At 30.3% G+C, this 24,784-nt stretch carries 22 protein-coding genes; 2 read left to right on the plus strand and 20 right to left on the minus strand.

Annotation, left to right across the window (positions count from 1 at the left end):
• Positions 1 to 171: 171 nt before the first annotated feature.
• From dnaJ to gpr, 9 genes are all read right to left on the minus strand, one after another.
• Positions 172 to 1,305, minus strand: a complete 1,134-nt coding sequence (gene dnaJ, locus KQI89_RS04580; protein WP_032121928.1) for a molecular chaperone DnaJ — start codon at positions 1,303 to 1,305, stop codon at positions 172 to 174.
• Between the two features lie 100 nt (positions 1,306 to 1,405).
• Positions 1,406 to 3,250 carry a molecular chaperone DnaK gene (gene dnaK, locus KQI89_RS04585; protein ID WP_216456085.1) on the minus strand — a complete coding sequence of 615 codons (1,845 nt, stop codon included), beginning with the start codon at positions 3,248 to 3,250 and terminating at the stop codon, positions 1,406 to 1,408.
• A 42-nt stretch (positions 3,251 to 3,292) separates the two neighbouring features.
• A complete protein-coding gene (grpE, locus tag KQI89_RS04590; protein WP_032121930.1) occupies positions 3,293 to 3,895 on the minus strand; it encodes a nucleotide exchange factor GrpE in 603 nt (200 codons plus the stop codon).
• A 39-nt stretch (positions 3,896 to 3,934) separates the two neighbouring features.
• Entirely contained in the window at positions 3,935 to 4,969 is a 1,035-nt protein-coding gene (hrcA, locus tag KQI89_RS04595; RefSeq protein WP_032121931.1) for a heat-inducible transcriptional repressor HrcA, read from the minus strand.
• Between the two features lie 189 nt (positions 4,970 to 5,158).
• Positions 5,159 to 6,286, minus strand: a complete 1,128-nt coding sequence (gene hemW, locus KQI89_RS04600) for a radical SAM family heme chaperone HemW (protein ID WP_216456086.1) — start codon at positions 6,284 to 6,286, stop codon at positions 5,159 to 5,161.
• Positions 6,287 to 6,306: 20 nt separating this feature from the next.
• Positions 6,307 to 8,115 carry a translation elongation factor 4 gene (gene lepA, locus KQI89_RS04605; RefSeq protein ID WP_216456087.1) on the minus strand — a complete coding sequence of 603 codons (1,809 nt, stop codon included), beginning with the start codon at positions 8,113 to 8,115 and terminating at the stop codon, positions 6,307 to 6,309.
• 253 nt (positions 8,116 to 8,368) lie between these two features.
• Complete coding sequence (locus KQI89_RS04610; protein ID WP_032121933.1) at positions 8,369 to 8,719, minus strand: hypothetical protein; 351 nt, start codon at positions 8,717 to 8,719, stop codon at positions 8,369 to 8,371.
• A gap of 97 nt (positions 8,720 to 8,816) precedes the next feature.
• Positions 8,817 to 9,914, minus strand: a complete 1,098-nt coding sequence (locus KQI89_RS04615) for a stage II sporulation protein P (RefSeq protein WP_216456088.1) — start codon at positions 9,912 to 9,914, stop codon at positions 8,817 to 8,819.
• A gap of 55 nt (positions 9,915 to 9,969) precedes the next feature.
• Positions 9,970 to 10,947 (minus strand): GPR endopeptidase, encoded by a 978-nt coding sequence (gene gpr, locus KQI89_RS04620; RefSeq protein ID WP_032121935.1) that lies wholly within the window; start codon positions 10,945 to 10,947, stop codon positions 9,970 to 9,972.
• A 176-nt stretch (positions 10,948 to 11,123) separates the two neighbouring features.
• On the opposite strand from gpr, the gene rpsT reads away from it, so the two are divergent.
• Complete coding sequence (rpsT, locus tag KQI89_RS04625; protein WP_032121936.1) at positions 11,124 to 11,390, plus strand: 30S ribosomal protein S20; 267 nt, start codon at positions 11,124 to 11,126, stop codon at positions 11,388 to 11,390.
• 33 nt (positions 11,391 to 11,423) lie between these two features.
• On the opposite strand, the gene holA is transcribed toward rpsT, so the two are convergent.
• The 11 genes from holA to deoC all read right to left on the minus strand — a co-directional run bounded on the left by holA (position 11,424) and on the right by deoC (position 23,838).
• The gene (gene holA / locus KQI89_RS04630; protein WP_216456089.1) at positions 11,424 to 12,443 is read right to left on the minus strand and encodes a DNA polymerase III subunit delta; all 1,020 of its coding nucleotides are present in this window, start codon (positions 12,441 to 12,443) and stop codon (positions 11,424 to 11,426) included.
• Positions 12,444 to 12,484: 41 nt separating this feature from the next.
• Positions 12,485 to 14,236: a ComEC/Rec2 family competence protein gene (locus tag KQI89_RS04635; protein WP_216456090.1), complete on the minus strand. Its 1,752-nt coding sequence runs from the start codon at positions 14,234 to 14,236 to the stop codon at positions 12,485 to 12,487.
• 76 nt (positions 14,237 to 14,312) lie between these two features.
• A complete protein-coding gene (locus KQI89_RS04640; RefSeq protein WP_216456091.1) occupies positions 14,313 to 16,868 on the minus strand; it encodes a P-type ATPase actuator domain-containing protein in 2,556 nt (851 codons plus the stop codon).
• Positions 16,869 to 16,949: 81 nt separating this feature from the next.
• Positions 16,950 to 17,309 (minus strand): stage V sporulation protein AE, encoded by a 360-nt coding sequence (spoVAE, locus tag KQI89_RS04645; protein WP_246582951.1) that lies wholly within the window; start codon positions 17,307 to 17,309, stop codon positions 16,950 to 16,952.
• Between the two features lie 31 nt (positions 17,310 to 17,340).
• Positions 17,341 to 18,360 (minus strand): stage V sporulation protein AD, encoded by a 1,020-nt coding sequence (gene spoVAD, locus KQI89_RS04650; RefSeq protein WP_216456092.1) that lies wholly within the window; start codon positions 18,358 to 18,360, stop codon positions 17,341 to 17,343.
• 14 nt (positions 18,361 to 18,374) lie between these two features.
• Positions 18,375 to 18,833 (minus strand): stage V sporulation protein AC, encoded by a 459-nt coding sequence (gene spoVAC / locus KQI89_RS04655; protein ID WP_216456093.1) that lies wholly within the window; start codon positions 18,831 to 18,833, stop codon positions 18,375 to 18,377.
• 220 nt (positions 18,834 to 19,053) lie between these two features.
• Positions 19,054 to 19,809: an RNA polymerase sporulation sigma factor SigF gene (gene sigF / locus KQI89_RS04660; RefSeq protein WP_032121942.1), complete on the minus strand. Its 756-nt coding sequence runs from the start codon at positions 19,807 to 19,809 to the stop codon at positions 19,054 to 19,056.
• 9 nt (positions 19,810 to 19,818) lie between these two features.
• Positions 19,819 to 20,247: an anti-sigma F factor gene (gene spoIIAB, locus KQI89_RS04665; RefSeq protein WP_032121943.1), complete on the minus strand. Its 429-nt coding sequence runs from the start codon at positions 20,245 to 20,247 to the stop codon at positions 19,819 to 19,821.
• A 21-nt stretch (positions 20,248 to 20,268) separates the two neighbouring features.
• Entirely contained in the window at positions 20,269 to 20,595 is a 327-nt protein-coding gene (gene spoIIAA, locus KQI89_RS04670; protein ID WP_032121944.1) for an anti-sigma F factor antagonist, read from the minus strand.
• Positions 20,596 to 20,709: 114 nt separating this feature from the next.
• Positions 20,710 to 23,007: an AAA family ATPase gene (locus KQI89_RS04675; RefSeq protein ID WP_216456094.1), complete on the minus strand. Its 2,298-nt coding sequence runs from the start codon at positions 23,005 to 23,007 to the stop codon at positions 20,710 to 20,712.
• A gap of 156 nt (positions 23,008 to 23,163) precedes the next feature.
• Entirely contained in the window at positions 23,164 to 23,838 is a 675-nt protein-coding gene (gene deoC, locus KQI89_RS04680; RefSeq protein ID WP_216456095.1) for a deoxyribose-phosphate aldolase, read from the minus strand.
• A 424-nt stretch (positions 23,839 to 24,262) separates the two neighbouring features.
• On the opposite strand from deoC, the gene KQI89_RS04685 reads away from it, so the two are divergent.
• Positions 24,263 to 24,682, plus strand: a complete 420-nt coding sequence (locus KQI89_RS04685) for a hypothetical protein (RefSeq protein WP_216456096.1) — start codon at positions 24,263 to 24,265, stop codon at positions 24,680 to 24,682.
• The last annotated feature ends 102 nt before the right edge of the window (positions 24,683 to 24,784 follow it).

Genomic DNA, 24,784 nt, shown 5'->3' on the forward strand with positions numbered 1-24,784 from the left:
CTTAATATCAAGTAATTTTTAGTTTCAGATAGTGCTTACTTATGATAATGAGTTTCTTTTAAAAGAATACTGGTAACAAGAGACAATGTAAATTTGTATCTTCAAATAAAGAGACTTCCCAAAAATTTTGAGAAGCCTACTTAATTAAAATAAATTTACTTTTATCTTATATTACTTGTTTCCAAATATTTTACCCATAAAACCTGATTTTTTTTCATCCTCTACTTTTTCTCCACTAGCTTCCATAAACATCTTTAGAGCTTCTCTTTGTTTTTCATTCATATGTTTAGGTACATCCACTATTACATTTATATATTGATCCCCTCTCACATGACTATTTATCTTAGGAACACCTTTTCCCTTTAATCTAAACATAGTTCCAGGTTGAGTTCCTGCTGGTATTGTATATACTACATCACCATCAACTGTTGGAACTTTAATTTCTGTGCCTAAAGCTGCCTTTATCATACTTATATGTGTATCCATATAAATATCGAAACCTCTTCTTATAAAGGTTGAGTGTGGAGATACCCTTATGTTTATATATAAATCACCTGGAGGTCCTCCATTAACTCCATGTTCACCTTGTCCTCTTAATGGCATAACATTTCCATCATCTACCCCAGCAGGTATCTTAACAGTTATCTTTCTTTCTTTTTTCTGTTTACCTGTTCCATTACAACTGTTACATGGATCTGTTATTATATTACCTGTTCCACCACATTTATCACAAGGAGAAACAGATACAAAACTTCCTAAAGGAGTATTTCTTTGTACTCTCATTTGACCTGTTCCACCACATTTATCACAAGTCTTTTTAGCTTTTCCTGTTTTAGCTCCCGTTCCACCACAAGTTTCACAGGATTCATTTCTTTTTATTTTAATTTCCTTTTCTACTCCAAAAACTGCTTCTTCAAAAGTAAGATTTATTCTATATTCTAAATCCGATCCCTTTTCTGGGCCATTTTTTCTTTTTCTATTTCCACTAAAGCCCCCTCCAAAGAATGAACTAAATATATCTCCTAAATCTTCAAATCCACCCATACCAGAAAAATCATAATCTCCGAAACCTCCAGCACCACTAAAATCTGTGGTACCAAACCTATCATATTGAGCTTTCTTCTCAGGATCACTTAGAACCTGATAGGCCTCATTAATCTCTTTAAATCTTTCTTCAGCCTCTTTATTACCTTGATTTTTATCTGGGTGGTATTTAATTGCAAGTTTTCTAAAGGCTTTTTTTATGTCTTCGTCACTAGCTCCCTTTTCAAGTCCTAGCAACTCATAATAGTCTTTTTTTGCCATTAGCATTTCACCACCTAAATCTGAATTTAAACTTAATTTAAGGGAAGGGCATACCCCTTCCCTTTATATTATATATTTACCTCAATGATTTTTGCTAGTATTATTTATCATCTTCAACTTTAAAATCTGCATCTACTACATTATCATCTTTTGGTGCTTCTCCAGCGTTTCCGCCAGCCATATTATTTGGGTCGAATCCCATATCTTGTGGATTTTGTTCATACATCTTTGAAGACACTGCATAGAACTCTTGAGTCAACTCTTCTGTAGCCTTCTTTATAGCCTCAAGATCTTCTCCATCTTTAATATTTTTTAAAGCTTGCATCTTATCTTCAATTTTTGCTTTATCTTCTGATGATACTTTATCTCCAAGTTCATTTAATGTCTTTTCTGTTTGATATACTAGTTGGTCTGCATTATTTTTAACTTCTATAGATTCTTTTCTCTTTTTATCTTCCTCAGCAAATTTTTCAGCTTCTTTTACAGCACTATCTATTTCATCATCACTTAAATTTGTAGATGCTGTTATAGTTATGTTAGCTTCTTTTCCAGTTCCTTTATCTTTTGCAGAAACATTAACTATACCATTAGCATCAATATCAAAAGTTACTTCTATTTGAGGAATTCCTCTTGGAGCTGGTGCTATTCCTGAAAGTGTAAATCTTCCAAGAGTTTTGTTATCTGTTGCCATTTGTCTTTCACCTTGAACTACATGTATTTCAACAGAAGTTTGACCATCTGCTGCTGTAGAGAAGACTTGACTCTTTCTAGTTGGTATTGTAGTGTTTCTTTGAATTAATGGAGTAGCTATTGAACCTAAAGTTTCTATTCCAAGAGTTAATGGTGTTACGTCTAGTAATAAAACATCTTTAACATCTCCAGTTAAAACACCTGCTTGTATTGCTGCTCCTATAGCAACACACTCATCTGGATTAATTCCTTTTGATGGCTCTTTTCCTGTAAACTCTTTAACAGCCTCTTGAACTGCTGGTGTTCTAGTTGAACCACCTACTAATATTATTTTATCTATTTCATTAATTGATAAGCCAGCATCTTCTAAGGACTTTCTCATTGGCTCTATAGTCCTTTGAACTAAATCATGAGTTAATTCATTGAATTTAGCTCTTGTAAGATTCATATCTATGTGTTTTGGACCTGTAGCATCTGCTGTTATAAATGGTAAATTTATATTTGTTTGCATTGAAGAGGATAACTCTATCTTTGCTTTTTCAGCTGCTTCTTTTAGTCTTTGAAGAGCCATTTTATCTGTTCTTAAATCTATGCCATTTTCAGCTTTAAAAGTATCTGCTATATAGTTCATTACCTTATCATCAAAATCATCTCCACCAAGACGTGTATCTCCATTAGTGGATTTAACTTCAAAAACTCCATCTCCAAGTTCAAGAATGGATACGTCAAAAGTACCACCACCAAGGTCATAAACTAGTATCTTTTGATTCTTGTCTGTCTTATCTATACCATAAGCTAAAGAAGCTGCTGTAGGTTCATTTATTATTCTTAAAACTTCAAGGCCTGCTATTTTTCCTGCGTCCTTTGTTGCTTGTCTTTCACTATCATTAAAATATGCTGGTACTGTTATTACCGCTTGTGTTACTTTTTCTCCTAAATATGCTTCTGCATCAGCCTTTATCTTTTGAAGTACCATTGCAGATATTTCTTGTGGAGTATAATCTTTTCCATCTATTGTTACTTTGTGATTGCTTCCCATGTGTCTTTTTATAGAAGCTATAGTTTTTTCAGGGTTAGTTATCGCCTGTCTTTTAGCAACTTGACCTACTAATCTCTCCCCATTTGCTTGGAAAGAAACTACAGAAGGAATAGTTCTTGCACCCTCTGAGCTTGTTATAACTACAGGTTCTCCCCCTTCCATAACTGCTACACATGAATTTGTTGTACCTAAATCAATACCTATTACTTTTCCCATTTAAATTCCTCCTTAAACATCTAGAAGTTTACAATTAACAATTTAATTTGCAACTTTAACCATACTGTATCTTATAACTTTATCTCCTCTTTTATATCCTTTTTGAAAAACCTCAACTATTTGTTTTTCATCAAAGCTTTCATCCTCTACATGCATTACAGCATTGTGCATATTAGGGTCAAAGCCTTCCTCTGTCACTATCTCTTCTACTTGAAGTTTTTCAAAGGCATCATTGAACTGTCTTAAAGTCATCTCTACTCCTTTTTTTATGTCTTCTGCGCTACCATCAATGATTGCAGCTCTTTCAAGATTATCTAAAACAGGTAGCAGATTTTTTAATATGTCTTCACAGGCGTCACTGTAGATCCCTTCCTTTTCCTTAGCTGTTCTTTTCCTATAGTTGTCGTATTCAGCAGTAACTCTAAGAAGCCTATCTTTTAATGTGTTATTTTCTTCATTCAATCTGTCAACTTCCTCTTTATATTTATTAATTTCACTGAAATCTTCTACCTTTTCAAACTCTTCATCCTCTAAAACTTCTGCCTCTTTCAGCTCTTCCTCATTACCTAACTCCTCTTTTAAATTATCCTCTTCCAAAATATCCTCTTCGCTTTTTACCTCTGGATTTAAATTATTTTTATCCATAGCTATGAAGCACACCTCATCTCTAAATATATTTTCTTACTATAATTCCTCTTCAAGCTTTTTTAAGCTATCGTTGAGCCCTTTCATAACTTTAGACATAATAGACACAATCTTCGAATAAGGAATTCTTGTAGGTCCTATAAGTCCTATGCTACCAATAGGTTTGCTTCCAATAGAATATACTGCCGAGATAACACTACAATCCTTGGCTTGCTTTAAGTAATTTTCTTCACCTATTTTAATGGTAAGCTTATTATCAGTGTTTAAAAGTTCCTGTACATAAGATTTATTGTCAAGTAATGAAAGAAACTCTCTGGCTTTATCTATGTCATTATATTCAGGATAATTGAATATATTAGTAGCACCTTCAAGATATACTTCTGAATAATCCTCTTCAATTAAAGCTTCATATAAAACTGGTATAATAGCATTAAATATTTCTTCATACCCTTTAAGATCCCTTTTAACATTATTTATAACCTGAAGGTTTATTTCTTCTATGGCTAAATTCTTAAGTCTTTCATTTAAAAGATTACTTATCATATGAAGTGTATCCTGATTAGGTGAATTATTAACCTTAAGGATACTATTTTTAATTATGCCTGTATCAGTTATCATAACTGAAAGTATGCTGTTGTTATCAATACCCATAAGTTGCATAGACTTTAATTGACTCTTCTTTACAGAAGGTTTCTTTAATATGCAAGTTAGCTTTGTAAGCTCAGAAAGCATATGTGTGGTTTCTTTTAAAACTTTATCAACCTCATATATAGCCATACTTAATAGCTGAGATTTTATTCTCATCTCTTCTTCCAAAGTCAAAGTTTCAACTATCATTAATTCATCTACATAAAGTCTATACCCTTTATCAGAAGGTCTTCTTCCAGAAGATGTATGAAGTTGCTCTAAATACCCCATATCCTCTAAATCAGCCATCTCATTCCTTATAGTAGCTGAGCTTATACCTAAATCATACTTTTTCGCTATGGTCCTGGATCCTACTGGCTCGGCCGTAATTATATAGTCGTTAACTATAGCCCGAAGAATCTTTATTTTTCTATCATCCATTTCCATGGTATCACCTCATTTATTAGCACTCATTAATGTTGAGTGCTAATGACTACGCTTTTAAAATAACATTTCAATTTTTTTTTGTCAATACCATATTAGTTTCATAATATTTAATTATTATCTTATAATTTCATTTTACCATATCAAACTTTTATTTTCTCTTATTTACTCCATGATGCTACTTTAAAAGATTTAATCTAATAAAAAATCCGATAATATATAGTTAGATAACTCTATGCCTTTAGCCGTAAATCTTATATTGCCATTGTCTCTATTTAAAAGGCCTTCAGCCGTGTGCTTATGAATTATTTTTTTATAGTAGCTGTCTATATTTTTTCCAAATCTATTAAGAAATTCATCTTCTTTTATACCTTCTATTTTTCTAAGTCCCATAAACATAAACTCTTCTATATCTTCTTTTAAAGAATTCCTATGAACCTCTCCATAAGCCTCATTGCTTTTGGAGATACCTTTTATATATTCCTCTATAGTTTCAACATTTTTATATCTAGTGCTTTCTATATATGAGGCAGAGGATGATCCTACTCCAAGGTATTCCCCCATATTCCAATAGACTAGATTATGTTTGCATTCCTTTCCCTCTTTAGCAAAATTTGATATTTCATATTGCTTATATCCAAAGTCATTTAATATAAGTAAAAGTTCTTTATACATCTCCCTCTCTACATCTTCTCCTGGTACATTTAAACTACCTTTTCTATAAAAATCATAGAATTTGGTATCTTCTTCCAATATAAGGCTATAGGCAGATATGTGTTCAGGATTTAATTGTGCTATTTTTATTATAGATTCTCTCCACTGTTCCAAGTTTTGATTAGGAAGACCAAACATTAAATCTATATTTATATTTTCGAATCCTATTTTTCTAGCTAACTCATAATTTTTTAGAAACTCCTCTATAGTATGTATCCTACCAATATTTTTTAACAGGGAATTCTGATAGGCTTGTAGTCCAATACTTAATCTATTCACACCCATAGATTTTAAAACTTTTAATTTTTCCTCTTCCAAAGTTCCTGGATTACATTCTACGGTAAATTCTACATTTGAGGATAAATTTAATTTATCCATATGTTCTTTTAGTTCTTTTAATCTATCTAAAGACAAATAGGTGGGAGTACCCCCACCTATAAATATAGTCTTTATATTATATATTAAGGCTTTATCTTTGATTTCTTTACCTAAAGCCTCGATGTAGCTCTCCATGAGATTATCTTTACCGCAAAATGAAGGAAAATCACAATACCAACATTTACTCTTACAAAAAGGTATGTGTACATATAACGATATCTCCTTCATATTTACCTCCTAATATTTAACTATTCCACTTTTAATACAGACATAAAAGCCTCTTGTGGTACTTCTACAGAGCCCACTTGTCTCATTCTCTTCTTTCCTTCTTTTTGTTTCTCAAGTAGCTTTCTCTTTCTACTTATATCTCCACCATAACATTTAGCTAATACATCTTTTCTCATAGCTTTTACTGTTTCTCTTGCAATTATTTTAGCACCTACAGCTGCTTGAATAGGTATTTCAAATAACTGTCTTGGAATAATTTCCTTTAGTTTTTCTGCTATACCTCTTCCTTTAGAGTATGCTCTTTCTTCTGGAACTATCATAGATAGAGCATCTACAACATCACCATTTAATAATATATCTAACTTAACTAACTTTGTTGTAGTATATCCTTTTAGCTCATAGTCTAAAGATGCGTAACCTCTTGTTTTAGATTTTAGTGCATCAAAAAAATCATATATTATTTCATTAAGAGGAATATTATAGTTTAATACTACTCTCGTAGTTTCTATGTATTGCATATCTATAAAAGTACCTCTTCTAGATTGACAAAGCTCCATTACTGCACCTACATAATCTGTAGGAGAAATTATAGATGCCTTTACTATAGGTTCTTCCATATGTTCTATTTCTGTAGGAGCAGGTAAGTTAGCTGGGTTAGTTATCTCAAGTAGTGTCCCATCTGTTTTCATAACTTTATATATAACAGATGGTGCTGTAGTTATGATATCTAAATTAAACTCCCTTTCTACTCTTTCTTGAATTATTTCCATATGTAATAGTCCTAGGAATCCACACCTAAATCCAAAACCTAAAGCCGCTGAGGTCTCCGGCTCGAAAGCAAGCGCAGCATCATTTATCTGCAACTTTTCCAAAGCTTCCTTTAATTCCTCATACTTTGCTCCGTCTACTGGATATATTCCACTGAATACCATAGGTATAGCAGGTCTATACCCTTCTAATACTTCCTTTGCTGGTCTATTAGCTTCCGTGATAGTATCTCCCACTCTTGCATCTCTAACATTTTTTATGGATGCTGTTACATATCCAACTTCTCCCGCCTTTAGCTCACCAGTAGGTAAAAAATTTGGAGCGAAAACCCCAGCTTCAGTAACATCGTATACCTTATTTGTTGCCATAAGTTTAATTTCAGTACCTACCTTTACGGTTCCCTCCATTACTCTTATGTAACATACCACTCCTTTGTAACTATCATAGTAAGAGTCAAAAATAAGTGCCTTAAGCGGTGCGTCCTCATCACCAGTTGGTGCTGGTATTTTTTCTACTACAGCCTCTAAAACATCTTCTATGTTTAATCCTGATTTTGCTGATATTAAAGGCGCATCTGAAGCTTCTATACCTATTACATCTTCTATTTCTTCCTTTACCTCTTCTGGTCTTGCACTAGGAAGATCTATTTTATTTATAACAGGAACTATCTCTAGGTTATGGTCTAAAGCCAAATAGCAATTAGCTAAAGTTTGTGCTTGTATACCTTGAGTTGAATCTACTACAAGTACAGCTCCCTCACAGGCAGTTAAACTTCTTGAAACTTCATAATTAAAGTCTACATGTCCTGGAGTATCTATTAAATTTAATATATACTCTTTGCCGTCCTTTTCTCTTTTATATACAAGTCTTGCAGCTTGAGCTTTAATTGTAATACCTCTTTCTCTCTCTAAGTCCATCTTATCGAGAACCTGACTATCCATTTCTCTTTTAGTTAAAGTACCTGTCTTCTCTAGCAATCTGTCAGCAAGAGTAGACTTTCCATGGTCTATATGAGCTACTATTGAAAAATTCCTTATATACTTTTGTCTTTCACTTTGCATATTCATCACCCCATCCTTCTAGCAATAGTACTTTAGACAGTAGTCTACACCATATCATATTTTTCTAAATATAGACAACGTCTATTAAGTCTTATCATGAATAAATATTTTAGCCTTATGTTATCACATACCTACCTAAATCCTTAGGACCTTATATGTTTTAGTAAACCTTTTTTTAAAAGCTCTGTCCTTCCATGAAATTAAAATCAAAATAAATTATATCATAATATACTCTAATTATGTCAATAAAAACTCAATTCTCCTTAGGATTAATTTTTACTTTTCTCAAAGTGCCCATTACACTATCCATAGAGCTTTTAAAAACCTCTTTATTTATAACTATATCAAATTTTCTAAACATTATCTTTATATCTAAAGGATTCTTATCATAAAATATTTTTATAGGAGAATTATCTACTATAGTATACAATTTAGAATATTCTTCTTTTATAACGCCGTCCTTATATAATTTTTCATTGATCTCCATGTTTTTAATAGCCTCTTCTTTAGTTTTATTACATTGAATATTTATTTTCACAAAACCTACTATTACTAAAAGTATGCATAAAGTGATAATAAGTTTGCACTTAGTTTTGTATTTCATAAAGAGCACCCCCTATACTTATCATTTATAAGGATGCTCTTATTTTGTATATTTTATTCAATAAATCTCTAAGTTAAAATATATTTATCTCCATATTTTAATTTCCATTTAAATATTCTGCAACCAGCCTTGCAATATATTTAGCTGAACCTTTAGCCTCTTCTATCTTATTAACATGTGCTCCAACTTCAATAAGTATAGCATTGTTACTAAGGTCCTGATTAAAAAACCTTGTTCCAGTATCATAGTACCATATTTCTCTTGAAAACCCAGGAAATAATTCCTTTGAAGTTTTAAGCATGTTCTCTGCTATAGCATTGTTTTTATCAAAGTGAGGATTTTTTCTTGTCATAACAAACATTATCTTAGTTACATCTTCACCATTTAAATTTGCCGTAACACTTTTTTTGCTATTTACAGAGTCTCTGTGCAAATCAATTATAAGTTTAAAATCTCCATATTTATTCAAATATTGTGTAAGTGTTTCTCTAGAGCGGGAATAACTTTGAGTATAGGTGGAATTATGCACTGTTTTATCATGAATTACAGATATACCATAGTTTTTTTCTAATTCCCTAGCAAGCTCATCTCCTACGGCACATACATTTCTATTTTCATCGAAACTATCCTTATCAGTGTTCCCATCTGGAGTTATATAGCTCTCTGAGGTATGAGTATGGTATATTAAAACCTCAGGCTTTGATGCATTAAGTTGCTTTTTCAGATTAGGATTATATGCTTTTGATGACGCAGACTTAACCTGGGCATCCTTTGCTAAATCTTCTTCGGAATTTTTTAGAATGCTTGATTCCCCTATATTAAAAGAGCTTATTACTTCTTTTAAGCTAATACTACCATCTCTTCCCTCTGGTTTTAGCATAGAAAAATAATGAATCTCCTTGGCCATAATCTTTATGGGATCCTTCCAGTTCATACCTAAGATATCTAAGCATTTATCCTTTAAAGAAAATTTACTTTCTGCTAAATCTTCTGTATCAAAAGCTACATGCTTTATTAAAGGCATACTACGATTTAATATTTGAACATAAAACATATTACCCTGCAAGTCATTATAAGCCACTCCTTTTATCTCTCTAGCAAAGAAAACTATAGTAATAGCTATAAATAAGCTTATAGGAATAAAAAAATATAGTTTTTTGAAATTATCTTTTACATTTGTGTAGCAATATTTCATCTGAAATCCCCCCCATATAAACTATTTATATGAGGAGAATTCTAAAATTATGGCATTAATTTATAAATTGATTTATCTCATCCAAATCTAAATCTGGTTGAAGTGCTAAATTTATACCATTAGCAATTATTCTAGATACAGAATCTATTACAGTATCTACTTCTTTAGGCGTAACTATAAGATCTCCTACCTCAGGACTTAATAGTTCTTGAATAAGCCTACTCTTTTCATATTTATCAATAGACTTTAGCATATTATAAAACTCACCACCAGAGGTAGCTTGATTTATCATCTCATCTAGAACCAAATCTATAGTATCATTAGCCACAGTAGCTGCATCTACTACCGTTGGTACTCCTATAGCTATAACAGGAACTCCTAAAGTCTCCTTATTTATAGCTTTTCTATGATTTTTAACTCCAGCTCCAGGAGATATACCCGTATCACCTATCTGAATAGTTCTATTTACCCTTGACAGTCTCCTTGAAGCTAACGCATCTATGCAAATTATAAGATCTGGTTTTATTTTTTCTACAACTCCTTTTACTATTTCCCCTGTCTCTATGCCAGTAAGACCTAGAACACCAGGAGATAATGCACTTACAGGAGATATGTTTTCATCTATTTCATCTGGAATAAGTTGCTTTAAATGTCTTGTTACCATGGTTTTAGATATAACCTTTGGTCCTAAGGCATCAGGGGTAACATTCCAATTTCCAAGACCTACTACAAGAGTATTTTTATTTTTATCCCTATCAATAATATCTGATATGGATTTAGCTAACACTTCACTGACTCTATTCATAGTTTCTCCGTCATAATGGGTAAACTCTGGAATGTCTATGGTAATATAATTTCCCTTTGGCTTTCCCATATTTTTTTCTCCTGTAGCATTTGTTATAGATACCTTTGTAACTTTTATATCCTCATAAGGATTTATCTCATGAACTTTTACTCCTTCTGACTCTTTATTATAGGTACTGTTGTATATTTCCCTAGCTTCTACAGCAAGATCTGTTCTTATTTGAAACATTTAATCACCATCCTAATTATTTATATCCTTATAAAAATATTATTCTATTAATAAATGGAAATTATACTTGAAGTATTAAAAATTTAATGCTATAATATCACTTGTTAAATATGAACTCGCACGCAGATTTCCCCACAACTGCAGAGGCCATATTATGATAAAGGTGGTGAAAGTTAATGGCAAATATAAAATCTTCAAAGAAAAGAATAAGAATAACAGAAGCTAAAACTTTAAGAAATAAGATGGTTAAATCTTCATTAAAGACAACTATAAAGAAGTTTGAAGCTGCAGTTACGGCTCAAAATGTTGAAGAAGCAAAGGTTGCATTAAAAGATGCAGTTAAGGCTTTAGATATGGCTGTTTCAAAGGGAGTAATACATAAAAATATGGCTTCCAGAAAGAAGTCAAGATTAGCAGCAAAATTAAACGCTTTATCAGCATAGTAAATAAACCGGTAGTAATACCGGTTATTTATTTTATACCCTTACAGTATTTATTATTAATAGTTCCAGTTCCGTCCTTTTATCTAAACTTAATGTCTTTAAATTTCTCTCACTTATAACACATAATTCCATACATTTTTTTAACTGCTTAAATGTAAACTTTTCACTTTGTCTCATCATCTTATCACATATGTAAATATTAAGATTAAGCTCTTTAGACAATATGTCTTTAGTTTTTCCCTTAGACATTCCTAATTTTAGATTAAATAAAATCTTAAACTGTCTTTCTATCATAGAAAGAATGTAGTTATCCTTTTCCCCTCTAAAAAATAATTCATTTAATATATCTATGGCTTTTTCTGGTCTCTTTTGAGATAAAAAATCAACCATATTAAAAATGTCATTTTCACTTTTTTGTGAAAATAAAGCTAAAATATCCTGTTTTTTTATATCTCTACCTTCAGTATAGTTTATTAATTTATCTATCTCATTACTTATTATACTCATATTATTATCCACATTATCACAAAAGAATTTAAGCTCAACTTTACCAATAGACCTTCCCCTGTCAACAAATATCTTTTCTACCTTCTTATACAGTCTATCACCTTTAAGCTTATCTACTTTTATAATAGCAGAATCCCCTTTTATACCTCTAACTTCACTGGCTATTTTATCTCTCTGCTCCTTAAATACATAATACATTATTAAAATGCAATGTTCTGGAATATTCCCTATGTATTTTGATATTTTTTTAAGATTATCTGTAGACTTTTTATCCTTCTCCCAACTTAAAAACTCCGCTCTATATACCTCTACAACCTTCTTTTCACTAAGAAAAGGTAAGGTTTCACAGGCATTTTCAATGGTATCAAAGCCTTCCTTTATACCATCTATCCTTACTAAGTTTAAATCTATAAAATTATCATCCAAAGTGTTTTTTATTATATTAGAAACCACTTCTTGAATAAGCTCTTCATCCTCACCGTAAAATATATAACATTTTTTAAATTTCTTATTTTTTATATCCTTTTCTAAAGAAGTAATATCCATATCTTTACATCTCCCCTAATAATTAAATAAAATCTGAAAATCTAATCTATTACAAAGCTGTATATATTAAAAGGAGTGATTACAATATTATTAATCTCTTTAATCCTTTTATAATAACCCTGTTCCTTAGGTTTCAAAAGTATTATATCATAGTTTTTTTCCTCTCTGTATCCTATCCCACTTAAAAGCTTTGATTTTTTCTTAGGCATCACTGCTATTTTCATTTCCCTTGCTCCGTTTTTACTCTTATTTATAGCTATATCTATGGAATTACTAGCTAGAACTTTAAAGTTTATTGGGTATTCTTCTATTTTTATAACCTGATTTATATTATATCTTTTTATAATATCCTCTCCCAAGTTCTTAGACTCTGTAAAAATTAAATTTTTATTATTATAACTTATAATAAAAGATTCTTTTCCTAGAACATTTAAATACTTTACTACAGTATAAGGTTTGTAGTATTGAAACACCAAGCTTAAAGATAATATTAAAGGTAGATATAGATATCTCTTCTTCCCTCTCTTAACTAGAAAATAGCATATATAAATAGAAATAATAATTAATCCTTGTAGATAACTTATGTAGCTAGTGTTAGGAGAAAGTTTATGTAATATATGTATTCCCCCATTAAGTATTTTCATCAAAACATCTACTATGTATTTAATATAACTAATAAAAGGTGTATTTAATAATATTAAAGCCAAATTTCCTAATAAAATTAAAATAGTAAATAAAGGCACCAAGAGAATATTTCCTAAAATAAAACCTAGATTAAATGTTCCAAAGGAAAAAACCATATAAGGCAGTGAAAATATTTGGGCGCTTAAAGTTATACTTAAGGGTTCTCTCAAATAAGAAGGCAATCTATATAATGTTTTATCTATTCTTTTTTGAAATAATATTATTCCTAATGTAGCTAAAAAGGAAAGTGAAAATCCTATATCCAATATATAATAAGGTTTTATCATAAGAAGTATAATTCCTGCTAGGGATAAAGCAGAAATTCCATCATAATTTCTATATACTTTTAATGAGATTTTGGATAAGGCTATCATAATAAAAGCTCTCCAAGTTGAGGACTTCCCTCCAGTAAAAACTCCATAGAAAAAAGTCAAAATTAAAGCTCCATATCCCCCTAAAACCTTAGATGCTACTTTATATATTAAAGCTATATGAAATCCTGAAACACTTATCACATGTATAACCCCTAAAGATTTTAATTTTTCTTTTCTATCTAAATCTAAAGAAGAGTTATCGCCAAAACACAAGCTACTTAATAAAGCTCCTTCCTCAATTCCAAATGTATTTTGAAATTTTTCATCTATATCATATCTATAACCTATTATCTTTGAATAAGCATCCTCTTTTCTTTCCCCTTCTGAGCTTAATGTAAACTCTCCTATAACCCCCTTTTCATACTGCGGTAACTTTTTTAAGATTCCCCTAGCATAAATCAACTCTCCTATGTTTTCTGCTTTAATATTTTTTAAATACACCCTCTTACCTTTTATGCTTCCAATTGTATAGTAATTCTTTTTTTCTACCACCCTAATGCTAACCTCACAGTGATTTTGTGGAAGATTTAAGTTAAAATAACTATACATATTATAAAAGGAAAGAAGGAATATAATAAAGTTTAAAACAACTTCTTTATAATTTAAATCTCTATTTAATAGAAAAATAAACATAAAAATAAAAATAAAAGCCCTAAAAGGCTTAAAATCATAAATCATAAAGGCTACAGAACCTAATATAAAAGAAATAAAAAAATAGATTAGTGGTTTTCTCAATAATATCCCTCTCCTCAAGTTCATTATTTTAGATTTTAACCACTAATCTTTAAACTAAACATTATATGTATATAATTTATATTTGATCCATACTATTTTTTCTAGCTATAAAATAGTATAAAATGGAAAATGATATAATAACTAATACATTTTTTACTGGAACTTTTGTTTCAAACATATTTGTAAATTGAAATATTATCAAAAATAAAGTTATACTCTCCCCAAAGAAAAGTGTTCTTGTTATACTTTTATCTAAACTACTTTTTAATGCACCAGCAAAAGCTCTTATAATAAAATAACTAATAGCAGAGAAATATAGTACATATCCTGAGTCTTCATTAAAAAATTTAATGTTTAATCTGTAAAGTCCATAAATCATTAAAGACACAAAAGCACCTTTAAACATACAATTAAATAAATTCAAAGATAAGATTTCTATATCCTTTAACCTTATTTCTTCATTATCATCTCTTAAAAGTATATTTAGCGCTCCTAAAGGCATAACTATGGCACTAAGCATAAGTATGCTATAGCTATTTAATGAAAATTCCTTAGTTAAAACCTTGTCCAAAACTAATAAAAACAATAATACAAAAGAACAACTAAATATATATTCTAAAGATTTTTTTATCTGAATTAAAAATTTAGGACTTAGACTTATTAACTCACTTAAATTATGTAGAGAATCTTCCTCTATATATATATCAGAAAGATTCCTAACCATTTTACCGCTATTACCTACAGTCATGGCAACATTAGCCTTATTCATAGCAGGTAATTCTGTCATATTCTCACCAGAACAGAGTACATTTAATGATTTATCTGTCCATTTTTCAACAATTCTAAACTTGTCCCTTGAATTTATCCTAGAAAATATTTTTATTTTATTTATGTTTCTTTCAAGCTCCTCTTGGTCCATATACTCCATTTCAATGCCTGACCAAATTTCTTCCGTAGTTCTAATAAGATTTATATCTTCTCCCCAAGCTTTAGCTGTAAGTTTGTTGTCATCTGTAACTAATACTGTTTTTACTCCATGACTTTTAATATCCGCTATGCAATTATCCGCCCCTTCTTTTACAGGGTTTTCAAAGCCTGCTATTCCTAAAAACACTAAATTACTTTCAATATTTTCAGAGGTACTAGGCTCATAATTAAAACTTCTATAAGCAAATCCTATAGTTTTTAATCCTGTTGAAGAAATCGCTATATCTCCAGCTTTAATTTCATTAATTTCCTCTTCTGTAAGCTCCTTTTCAATTCCATTTTTCATAACATAGGTGCATCTTTCTAAAATCATATCTACAGCACCTTTAACATTGGCCCTAAAATTATCATCTACTTTATTTAAACTTGTTTGTATTCTCTTATCACTATCATAAGGTATCTCGAATATTCTTCTTTGACTCTTGTCCAAATTAGTTTTAAACAGAGAAAACTTAGAAGAATATTTTATAAGAGCTTGATCTATCAAGTCTCCCTTACCTTTATCCTTTTCAAAATCATAACTGCCATTATTACACAAAAGTGCAACATGTAAAAATCTTTCTAAGTGTATATTGTTTATATTTTCTTCATCACCGTCACTATATACCTTACCATCTGTATATAACTTTTCCATAGTCATTTGACTTTCAGTCACAGCTCCTACCTTGTTTAAAAAAATTACATCTAAGTTTTTTATAAGCTCAAATATAGATATATTTTTTATGAAAATACCTTTCCTCTGTAAAAAATTATTTACCCAGAACAAGTATATGCTAAAGAAAATTAAAAAACTTGGTGGTGCAAAACATAAAAATAAGTAAGTAAATATTTCTAAGGAACCTTTTATATCATTAGTAATAAATAAATTAATAGCTGAAATAGACAGTATTAGAAATGAAAATATTAAAGACATAAAATTTATATTTTTATTTATCTTATTATCTAAAATATATTTAGCTTTTCTATCATAGTCCAACACTTCCACTATTTTTCCTATTTGAGTATCTTCTCCAAGGGCTATTATGACCCCAACTCCACTACCATCAATGACCTGTGACGCTTTAAAGGCTATATTCTTCATATCCGCTAAGGGTATGTCGTGTTCCTCTATTTTAGTTTCATATTTTTCTACTAAATATTTTTCTCCTGTAACTATTGTTTCTTTTATTTTTAAGTTTTCACTTTCTATTATTCTTAAATCTGCTGGTATTATAAAATTTTTATCTAATAAAACTATATCCCCTAACACTAGCTCCTTACAATTCACATTGCTTATAACCCCTTCCCTTAAAACTGTAGCTACAGTATTATTTAAGTTTTGTAGGGTTTTTAAAGCTTTTTCATTTTTATATCTTATTTTTATATTTAAAATAAGTGTTGACAAAAAAAGAAGAGTAATAATTATGGATAGCAAAATCTCACCAAGATATATACTAACTGAAAGCCCTAATAAAGAATATATAACCCATATATTCCATAGTTCTTTAAAAAACAAAAATATAGGTGAATGAACTTTACTAACATTCACCACATTAGTTTTTTCTTCTCTTCTTTTTTGGACTTCTTCTTTTGAAAGTCCTCTATATTGGTTTGTTTCTAACGCCTTAATTACATAACTCCATGGCATATTATAAAATTCAGTCATAAAATCACCTTAAATCTTTAAAATTATACTTTGTATACCAATTTTAATTATATAAAAAATCCGATTAAAAAGCTATTGTTTTTATTCTTTTGTTTTTGGATTAAATATTAATGCCATCAAATAGCCAAAAAATATAGCTGCTGTAATTCCCCCAGCCGCACCTTTTATCCCTCCAGTAAAGGCGCCAACTAATCCGTACTTATCCACTTCCTTCATGGTGGCCTTTGCAAGATTGTATCCAAAACCAGGAAGAGGTACACTTGCTCCTGCCTTTCCATAAGCCATTAATCCATCATAAAGATTTAATCCCCCAAGAAAGGTACCTAAGGTAACAAAGGCCACTAAAATTCTTGCTGGAGTTAATTTTGTCTTATCCATCAATATTTGAGCTACTACACATATACCTCCACCCACAATAAAGGCTCTAAAATAACTAATCATAGGTAATCCCTCCTAATTTTTTAATAGTAATTTAAAATTCTATAGATACCGCATGGGCTATTCCAGGCATACTCTCTCCTTGAAAAGAGGTGGTAGGACTCATAAGGGCTCCTGTTGAAACTAATAATATTTTTTGTATTTCTTTTTTCATCAATTGTTTATAAAGATATCCACAAAATACCACTGCTGAACATCCACAGCCACTTCCACCAGAACAAGTATTTTGTTTTTCATTATCAAAAATGCTTTCTCCACAATCTATATAGCTTGAAGTAATATCATATCCATATTCTTTTAATAAATCCACCGTAATATCATACCCTACCTTTCCCAAATCTCCTGTGGCTATAACATCGTAATAATTTCCATCCCTTCCTGTATCTAAGAAATGATTGTAAATTGTATCAACTGCTGCTGGAGCCATAGCGGCACCCATGTTATTAGGATCTTTTATACCATAATCTTTTACTTTACCTGTAGTAATATGAGTAACCCTTGGAAAGTTTCCTTCACTAGCTAGAAGTACTGCCCCAGAGCCTGTTACAGTCCATTGAGAAGCTAAAGATCTTTGGCTTCCAAACTCTAGTGGAAATCTAAATTGTCTTTCTGCTGAACTAAAGTGAGATGAAGTAGAAGCTATAGTATATTTAGCAAATCCTCCATCAATAAGCATAGATGCTATACTTAAAGATTCCGACATAGTAGAACAAGCTCCATATAATCCTATGAAAGGCATATCAACCTCTCTAGCTGCAAAGTTGGAAGAAGAAAGTTGATTTAAAAGATCTCCTGCACAAAGATAATCTATATCCTTTTCTTTAAGGTTAGCTTTATCTAAAGTTTGTTGTATAGCATCATACATCATACTACTTTCTGCTTTTTCAAAACTCTCCTTACCATTAGTATCATCGGTAAGCACTACATCAAAATAATCTTTAAGAGGACCTTTCCCTTCCTTTGGTCCTACTATACTAGTTGTAGCTATTATTGCAGGTGGATTTAATAACTTTACAGTATATCTTCCCACTCGTCTATTATTAGTATTGTTCATATCACTCACCCCTTTTAAAAAACATATTTAATGATATAATAAGCTATACCAACTATAACAGAGCTGCTTAATCCATAAACTAATACAGGACCTGCTATGGTGAACATCTTTGCTCCCACACCAAATACAAAACCTTCTTTTTTAAATTCAATAGCTGGAGAAACAATGGAGTTTGCAAAACCTGTTATGGGAACTACGCTACCAGCTCCTGCAAGGTTTGCTATTTTGTCATATACACCTAGTCCTGTAAGCAAAGCTCCTATAAATACCATTATTATGGCTACATAAGTTCCTATATCCTCTGGAGAATATCCTTTATTTGCAAAATAGTTATAAAAAAATTGACCTATATCACATATGATACCGCCAAATATAAAAGCTAATATGCAGTTTTTAACCATATTAGGTTTAGGTTCTAATTCTTTAGATATATAATCAAATCTTGTTTTAATCTTCTGTTCCTTCTTATCCATAAAAGCCTTCCTTTCCTCTATTTATCTATAAATTTTTCAAAACTCATATAATATTTACATATTTAAATATATTGTTTGCAAAAAAGAATTTTTTAAACTATAATCTTTTAATAAAATAAAAAAGTGACAGCTAAACAAAAATTTCAAAATGTTTTGAAATTCTTGCCTAGCTGTCTACTTTCTATATATTTATATTTTATTATGGTTTTGCAAAAATGTATCATTTTTCCAGAGCTTCTCTCATATTTTTCAACACCTTTTTTTCTATCCTAGAAACTTGCACCTGGCTTATTCCAAGCATTTTGGCTACCTCTACCTGCGTCTTATCTTTAAAATATCTGAGCATAATTATTTGTCTTGATTTTTTATCTAAATCTTTTAGTGTTTCCTTTAACACCAAGCTATCTAGCATATTACTATCCTCTTCATAATTCTCACTAAGCTTATCTATAAGTAAGATAGGTGATCCATCCTCTTGGTGTATAGTATCATAAAGATATTGCATACTACTTGCAGATTCCATTGCAAATATTATCTCTTCTTTACCTACACCTGAATATTTAGAGAGCTCTTCTAGTGTTGGTTCTCTATCTAACTCTTTGCTAAGAGCTTCCTTGTCATAATGAAGCTTTCTTGCTATACTTTTTACGCTTCTACTAACCTTTATTATTCCGTCATCTCTTATAAACCTTTTAATCTCTCCCATTATCATAGGTACAGCATAAGTTGAAAACTTAACATTATAGCTTTCATCAAAATTGTTTACAGCTTTAATAAGTCCCATGGATCCTATCTGAAATATATCCTCATATTCATACCCTCTATTCATAAATTTTTTGCTAATGGAAGAAACCAAAGGAATATTTATTTCCACAAGCTTATCCATAGCGTATTTATTTCCCTTTTTAGCTAAGAGTATAAGTTCTAAATTATCATCATAGTTATACTCTTCTTTTTTTAATATTCCTTCATCCATAGTTTTCACCTAGCTTAAAGATTTAAATCTTTTTTTCATTATTACCTTGGTGCCTTCTCCCTTTTCGCTAACCACCTTTAATTCATCCATAAAGGTTTCCATAACAGTGAATCCCATGCCTGATCTCTCTAAATCGGGTCTAGAGGTATATAAAGGTTCCATAGCTTTTTCTATGTTTTCAATTCCCGTACCTTGATCTTTTATTACTATAGTAACCTCATATTCTTTTATATAGGTTTCTATATAAACCATGCCCTCTCCATTGTCATAACCATGAATTATAGAGTTTGTTACCGCTTCTGATACCGCCGTTTTAACATCTGCAATTTCTTCTATGGTAGGATCTAATTGAGAAACAAAGGCTGCTACCGCTACCCTTGCAAAGCTTTCATTTTGAGATTTGCTCATAAATTCTATTTTCATAACATTATCCCACATTTCTATTCCTCCATTGAATATCTATATGACTTCTTCTAAGGTGTTATAGTGTTTTATTATTTTAAACATCCCTGATAATTCAAACACCTTTTTTACTCTATCTTTCACTTCTACTACACAAATCTCGCCATTTCTAGCTAAAAGCTTTTTATACCTACCTATAACTACACCTATTCCCGAACTATCCATAAAAGTTACTCCTGAAAAATCCATTACAAGCCTATTAATTTTATCCCTATCTAATCTATCATCTATCTTTGCCCTTACTTCCTCAGCGCTATGATGATCTAGCTCACCCATTAATGAAACTATCAATTTATCCTCTTGTTTATCAAACTTAAGATACATAAGCCCCACTCCTAAAGTTATTTTAAGAGCAATTCACCTCCTATAAAATAATCTCCACATTATATATTCTATATCTTTCATTTTTTTCCTTCTTTTTCAATAAAATTCCATGTTTTATTTATCATTAATTTCAATATTATATTTATTTATCTCTTTTTTTATATTTTTTAGCATATCCTCTAAAGCTTTTTTGTGGAATAGTATCTCTACGGCATCATCTATATTCTTCATTGAATATAAACTAAATCTACCTTCAATAATTGCTTCTTCTACCTCTTTAGATAACACCAAATCACTTATATTAGATTCTGGTATTAATACCCCTTTATTATCTATATCATCTAAAATAGAACAAACTTTATAAAAGCCTTCTATTTTTTCATTTATTCCCCCAATAGGTTGAACTTCTCCAAGTTGATTTAATGATCCTGTTACTGCTATATTTTGCTTTATAGGAGTTTTACTTAAAGATGAAAGCATACATATTACCTCTGCCACAGAAGCACTGTCACCATCCAGTTTCCCATAAACTTGTTCAAAACTTAAATGGAAATTTACAGGAAGCTTTTCATAGGGACTTACTCTATTAGATAAATAAGCTTTTAATATACTCACAGATTTTCTATGAATATTTCCACTAAGATCATTATCTTTATGTCCATCCAGCACATTTCCTTCACCTTTACTGCATATACAAGTTATTCTAATAGGTCTTCCAAAACTATAATAGGAAGTACCCCATACAGATAATCCATTTACACTCCCTATTTCGTCTCCCTTTACATTTAAAATAATCTTTCCTTCTTTATACATATCAAAAACTTCTTTTTCAATATTTTCCTTTGGGTAAGCTGCTTTTATTATGTGTTCCTCATTTATTAAAGGTTTTTTTTCATATTTTGATAGGCTATTAGCTAATACTAATATTTTATTTAATTCATCTGTATTAAAATAAAATTTATGCTTATTCTCTGCTTTCTTTGATAAATATCTTCCTATCTCTTTAATTGCTTCTTTATTTATGGGATTTAATTTATTTTCAAAAATCACATGGTTTATTGTACTTATTAAATACTGAGTATTATCACCATCTACACTTATTAACGGGTTATATTCTTCTTTTATACCAAATATCCTTTTAAAATCCTTATCATACTCATAAAGCACATCATAACTATACAAATCTCCTATTATTATTAATTTCGTATTTATTTCTATAGGCTCTGGCTTCAATCCATTTAGCCATAATAATTCTAAATATACTTTATTAAAATCGAAATCAACTTTATTATTCAAAAAAGCCTTTTTTAAATAATAATAAGATCCTGGATTATTTAATAGATCTTCTAATCTTATTATTATGCATCCTTCATTAGCCCTTAAAATGCTTCCTGCTGTTATAAGAGTAATATCTGTAACATAGTTACCATTCTGGCTTTCATATTCAATACTCCCCATAAGATTTGATATATTAGGACTTTCCTCAAAAACTACTGGTGGATATTTATTTTCACTATTATCTACGATTACATTTATACCACACCCATAAAGTAGCTCATTTATCTTTTCTTCATCACTTTCATAACTAGCACTATATAAATCTAAAATATCCCTCTGAAACTTTTGAATTAAAAATTCTATATACTCTATAGCAGTATCGTCTCTTTTAAGAGATTCTACCCATTGCTTTTTCTTCTCTTCTACATTTTCTTCAAGATATTTTAAAAGTACTTTTTTTAACTTCTCTATAGATTCCTTCTCCATCTCCACTAACTTCATTATAATATCTTCTGCTTCTTTTTTTAATTCGGTGACACTTCCTAATATCTCCTTCTTTGACATATGCTCTAAGCCATCATATTCCTTTTCGCTCATAGCCTCTCCTTCTTTTAAAGGAATAAATATAAATCCCCCTTGAGAATATTTTACATCAAAGCCTTTTTCCTTAGATTTGTCTATCATTAAACTTACGAATTGACTTCTTTTGTCCTGAAGCTCTTCTGTTAAATCCTCCTTTTCTTTTATAGCCGCATTATTATAAAACTTATATAGTATTTCTTGATAAAAGTCCTGTATCTCTTGGATCATATTCTTTAATATGCTTCCAATACCATTGGAAACTTTAATGGCCTTTGGTCTCTTTTCATCTTCATATGTGACATAACATATATCTTTAGGAGCTTCTTTGTCTTCATATATATTTTTTATATACTCCTTAATTTTATTTAGCTTATCCTTTGAAAAGTCATCTATAAGATATAAATTAAATCCCTCTTGTTTTATTTCCAGTGATCTTTTTATGGACCAATATAGTTCGTCATAACCAGGTACCTGTGGACTGATTAAATTTTCATCCATAGATGAAAAGTCCATATCATATAATATTTCTTTAAGGGTTAATTGTCTCTTCATACACTTCTAGCTCTTAAAATAAATATATATTTGTTTTAAAAGCTTACCTCCTTTATTTGTTACTATTATAATAATATTCTGTATAGTAAAAATTAGTAACAAAAAAATAGACTTTTAATTTAAAAGCCTATTTTTATAATAAAAACCCTTTAATTTTTAATAGTTAGAATCTGATTTTCCACCTTCTGATATTGCTATAGAAGCGGAAGCTCCTATTCTTGAAGCCCCAGCGTGGATTACATTTATTGCATCTTCATAAGATCTTACTCCACCTGAAGCCTTAACTCCCATTTCTTCTCCTACAGTGTCTCTCATAAGTTTGACATCTTTTGGAGTTGCTCCTCCTGTAGAAAATCCTGTGGAAGTTTTCACGTAATCTGCTCCAACTTCTTTCGATAACTTGCAAGCCATTACCTTCTCTTCATCTGTAAGAAGACAAGTTTCTATTATAACCTTTGTAAGCGCTTTACCTTTTGCTACATCTACTACTGCTTTTATGTCTTCTCTTACATAATCATAGTCCTTAGCTTTTAATTTCCCTATATTAATAACCATATCCACTTCTTGAGCACCACTTCTTATAGAATCCTCAGTTTCAAAGGCTTTAACTTCCTTTGTATTAGCACCTAAAGGAAATCCTATAACTGTGCATACCTTAACATCACTACCCTTTAATAATTCAGCAGCTAATTTAACATTGGAAGGGTTTACACAAACAGATGCAAAGTTATGCTCTAATGCCTCTTGGCATAGCACTTTAATTGCTTCATCAGTAGCATCAGCCTTTAAAAGCGTGTGATCAATGTATTTTGCTAACGTTTTCTTGTCCATAATATTCCTCCTAAATATATTTATAGTAGCTATTGCTAACTTCATTTTATAACAATATACGAAATTATACAATGTTTTTAAAATTCTTTTATTATAATATAGACAACTTCAAGGAAACTACTCTATTTTGTTAAGATCTCTATGGAAAATTTTCATATAATGAAATTTTTTTTACTAAAAACTCTTTTAATTATCAAAAAAGAAGCTACATATTTCTTATTCCTTATTATATTTAAAAACCTATTGTTTTCTGCTATAATATAAGTTATGAATATATATAATGTTAATTTTTCATTTTTTTATTTTACATATTTTTATACTGTGCTATAATACATTTTAGCAATAGCATATAATATTAAAATTATTCGTTGCATGGGGGATTTATAAATTCATATAATATATTATTAGAAAAGGAGTTATAGATATGGGTTTTAGAGAAAAATTAGCTAAGCACTACACAGAGGCTTATATAACTAAGTATGGTGATAGACTTGCACAAGTTCAAGGAAATGTGGTATCTGTAAAAGTAGAAGAGAAAACTATATTATGGTTATTTCATAAAATAACTGCTACCTTAATTGTAAGACCTGAAAGAAGCAAAGGGGTAGTAAGGTGTGTTTATAAAAAAAATAAATGGTTTAAAAAACCTGAATTTTTGAACATTAATCAAGGTCATCTTGTAATAATCCAGGGTCTTAAAGCTAAAAAAGGCAAAAAGACTAAGGAAAATAAAGAAGCTATTGAAATAATGAATGTTATGAACCTTACTACAAAAAAAGATTTAGTGCCAGTAGACAAATCCCAATTAAAAAAGGCACAGAAGGTTCAAAGAATAAAACAATAATTAGGTATTATAAAAATCTCTTTCCTATTAAATTAGGAAAGAGATTTTTTGTTCTATGGCTATGGTTTTTATAGGAAACTCATCTTCATAACTTCAGATGAG

The organism is Clostridium simiarum (assembly GCF_018919175.1).
In the GTDB taxonomy this organism is placed as follows: Bacteria; Bacillota; Clostridia; order Clostridiales; family Clostridiaceae; genus Clostridium_L; species Clostridium_L simiarum.

Coding starts and splice junctions, on each gene's coding strand:
- dnaK (WP_216456085.1), bottom strand. CDS start 3,250: ATGGGAAAAGTAATAGGTATTGATTTAGGTACAACAAATTCATGTGTA.
- KQI89_RS04685 (WP_216456096.1), top strand. CDS start 24,263: ATGGGTTTTAGAGAAAAATTAGCTAAGCACTACACAGAGGCTTATATA.
- sigF (WP_032121942.1), bottom strand. CDS start 19,809: ATGGATGAAGGAATATTAAAAAAAGAAGAGTATAACTATGATGATAAT.
- KQI89_RS04640 (WP_216456091.1), bottom strand. CDS start 16,868: ATGACTGAATTTTATAATATGCCATGGAGTTATGTAATTAAGGCGTTA.
- rpsT (WP_032121936.1), top strand. CDS start 11,124: ATGGCAAATATAAAATCTTCAAAGAAAAGAATAAGAATAACAGAAGCT.
- hrcA (WP_032121931.1), bottom strand. CDS start 4,969: ATGGAAATGGATGATAGAAAAATAAAGATTCTTCGGGCTATAGTTAAC.
- spoIIAB (WP_032121943.1), bottom strand. CDS start 20,247: ATGTGGGATAATGTTATGAAAATAGAATTTATGAGCAAATCTCAAAAT.
- KQI89_RS04615 (WP_216456088.1), bottom strand. CDS start 9,914: ATGAAATATTGCTACACAAATGTAAAAGATAATTTCAAAAAACTATAT.
- grpE (WP_032121930.1), bottom strand. CDS start 3,895: ATGGATAAAAATAATTTAAATCCAGAGGTAAAAAGCGAAGAGGATATT.
- KQI89_RS04610 (WP_032121933.1), bottom strand. CDS start 8,719: ATGAAATACAAAACTAAGTGCAAACTTATTATCACTTTATGCATACTT.
- deoC (WP_216456095.1), bottom strand. CDS start 23,838: ATGGACAAGAAAACGTTAGCAAAATACATTGATCACACGCTTTTAAAG.
- lepA (WP_216456087.1), bottom strand. CDS start 8,115: ATGCAAAGTGAAAGACAAAAGTATATAAGGAATTTTTCAATAGTAGCT.
- spoVAD (WP_216456092.1), bottom strand. CDS start 18,360: ATGAACAATACTAATAATAGACGAGTGGGAAGATATACTGTAAAGTTA.
- spoVAE (WP_246582951.1), bottom strand. CDS start 17,309: ATGATTAGTTATTTTAGAGCCTTTATTGTGGGTGGAGGTATATGTGTA.
- gpr (WP_032121935.1), bottom strand. CDS start 10,947: ATGTTTCAAATAAGAACAGATCTTGCTGTAGAAGCTAGGGAAATATAC.
- spoIIAA (WP_032121944.1), bottom strand. CDS start 20,595: ATGTATCTTAAGTTTGATAAACAAGAGGATAAATTGATAGTTTCATTA.
- hemW (WP_216456086.1), bottom strand. CDS start 6,286: ATGAAGGAGATATCGTTATATGTACACATACCTTTTTGTAAGAGTAAA.
- spoVAC (WP_216456093.1), bottom strand. CDS start 18,833: ATGGATAAGAAGGAACAGAAGATTAAAACAAGATTTGATTATATATCT.
- KQI89_RS04675 (WP_216456094.1), bottom strand. CDS start 23,007: ATGAAGAGACAATTAACCCTTAAAGAAATATTATATGATATGGACTTT.
- dnaJ (WP_032121928.1), bottom strand. CDS start 1,305: ATGGCAAAAAAAGACTATTATGAGTTGCTAGGACTTGAAAAGGGAGCT.
- holA (WP_216456089.1), bottom strand. CDS start 12,443: ATGGATATTACTTCTTTAGAAAAGGATATAAAAAATAAGAAATTTAAA.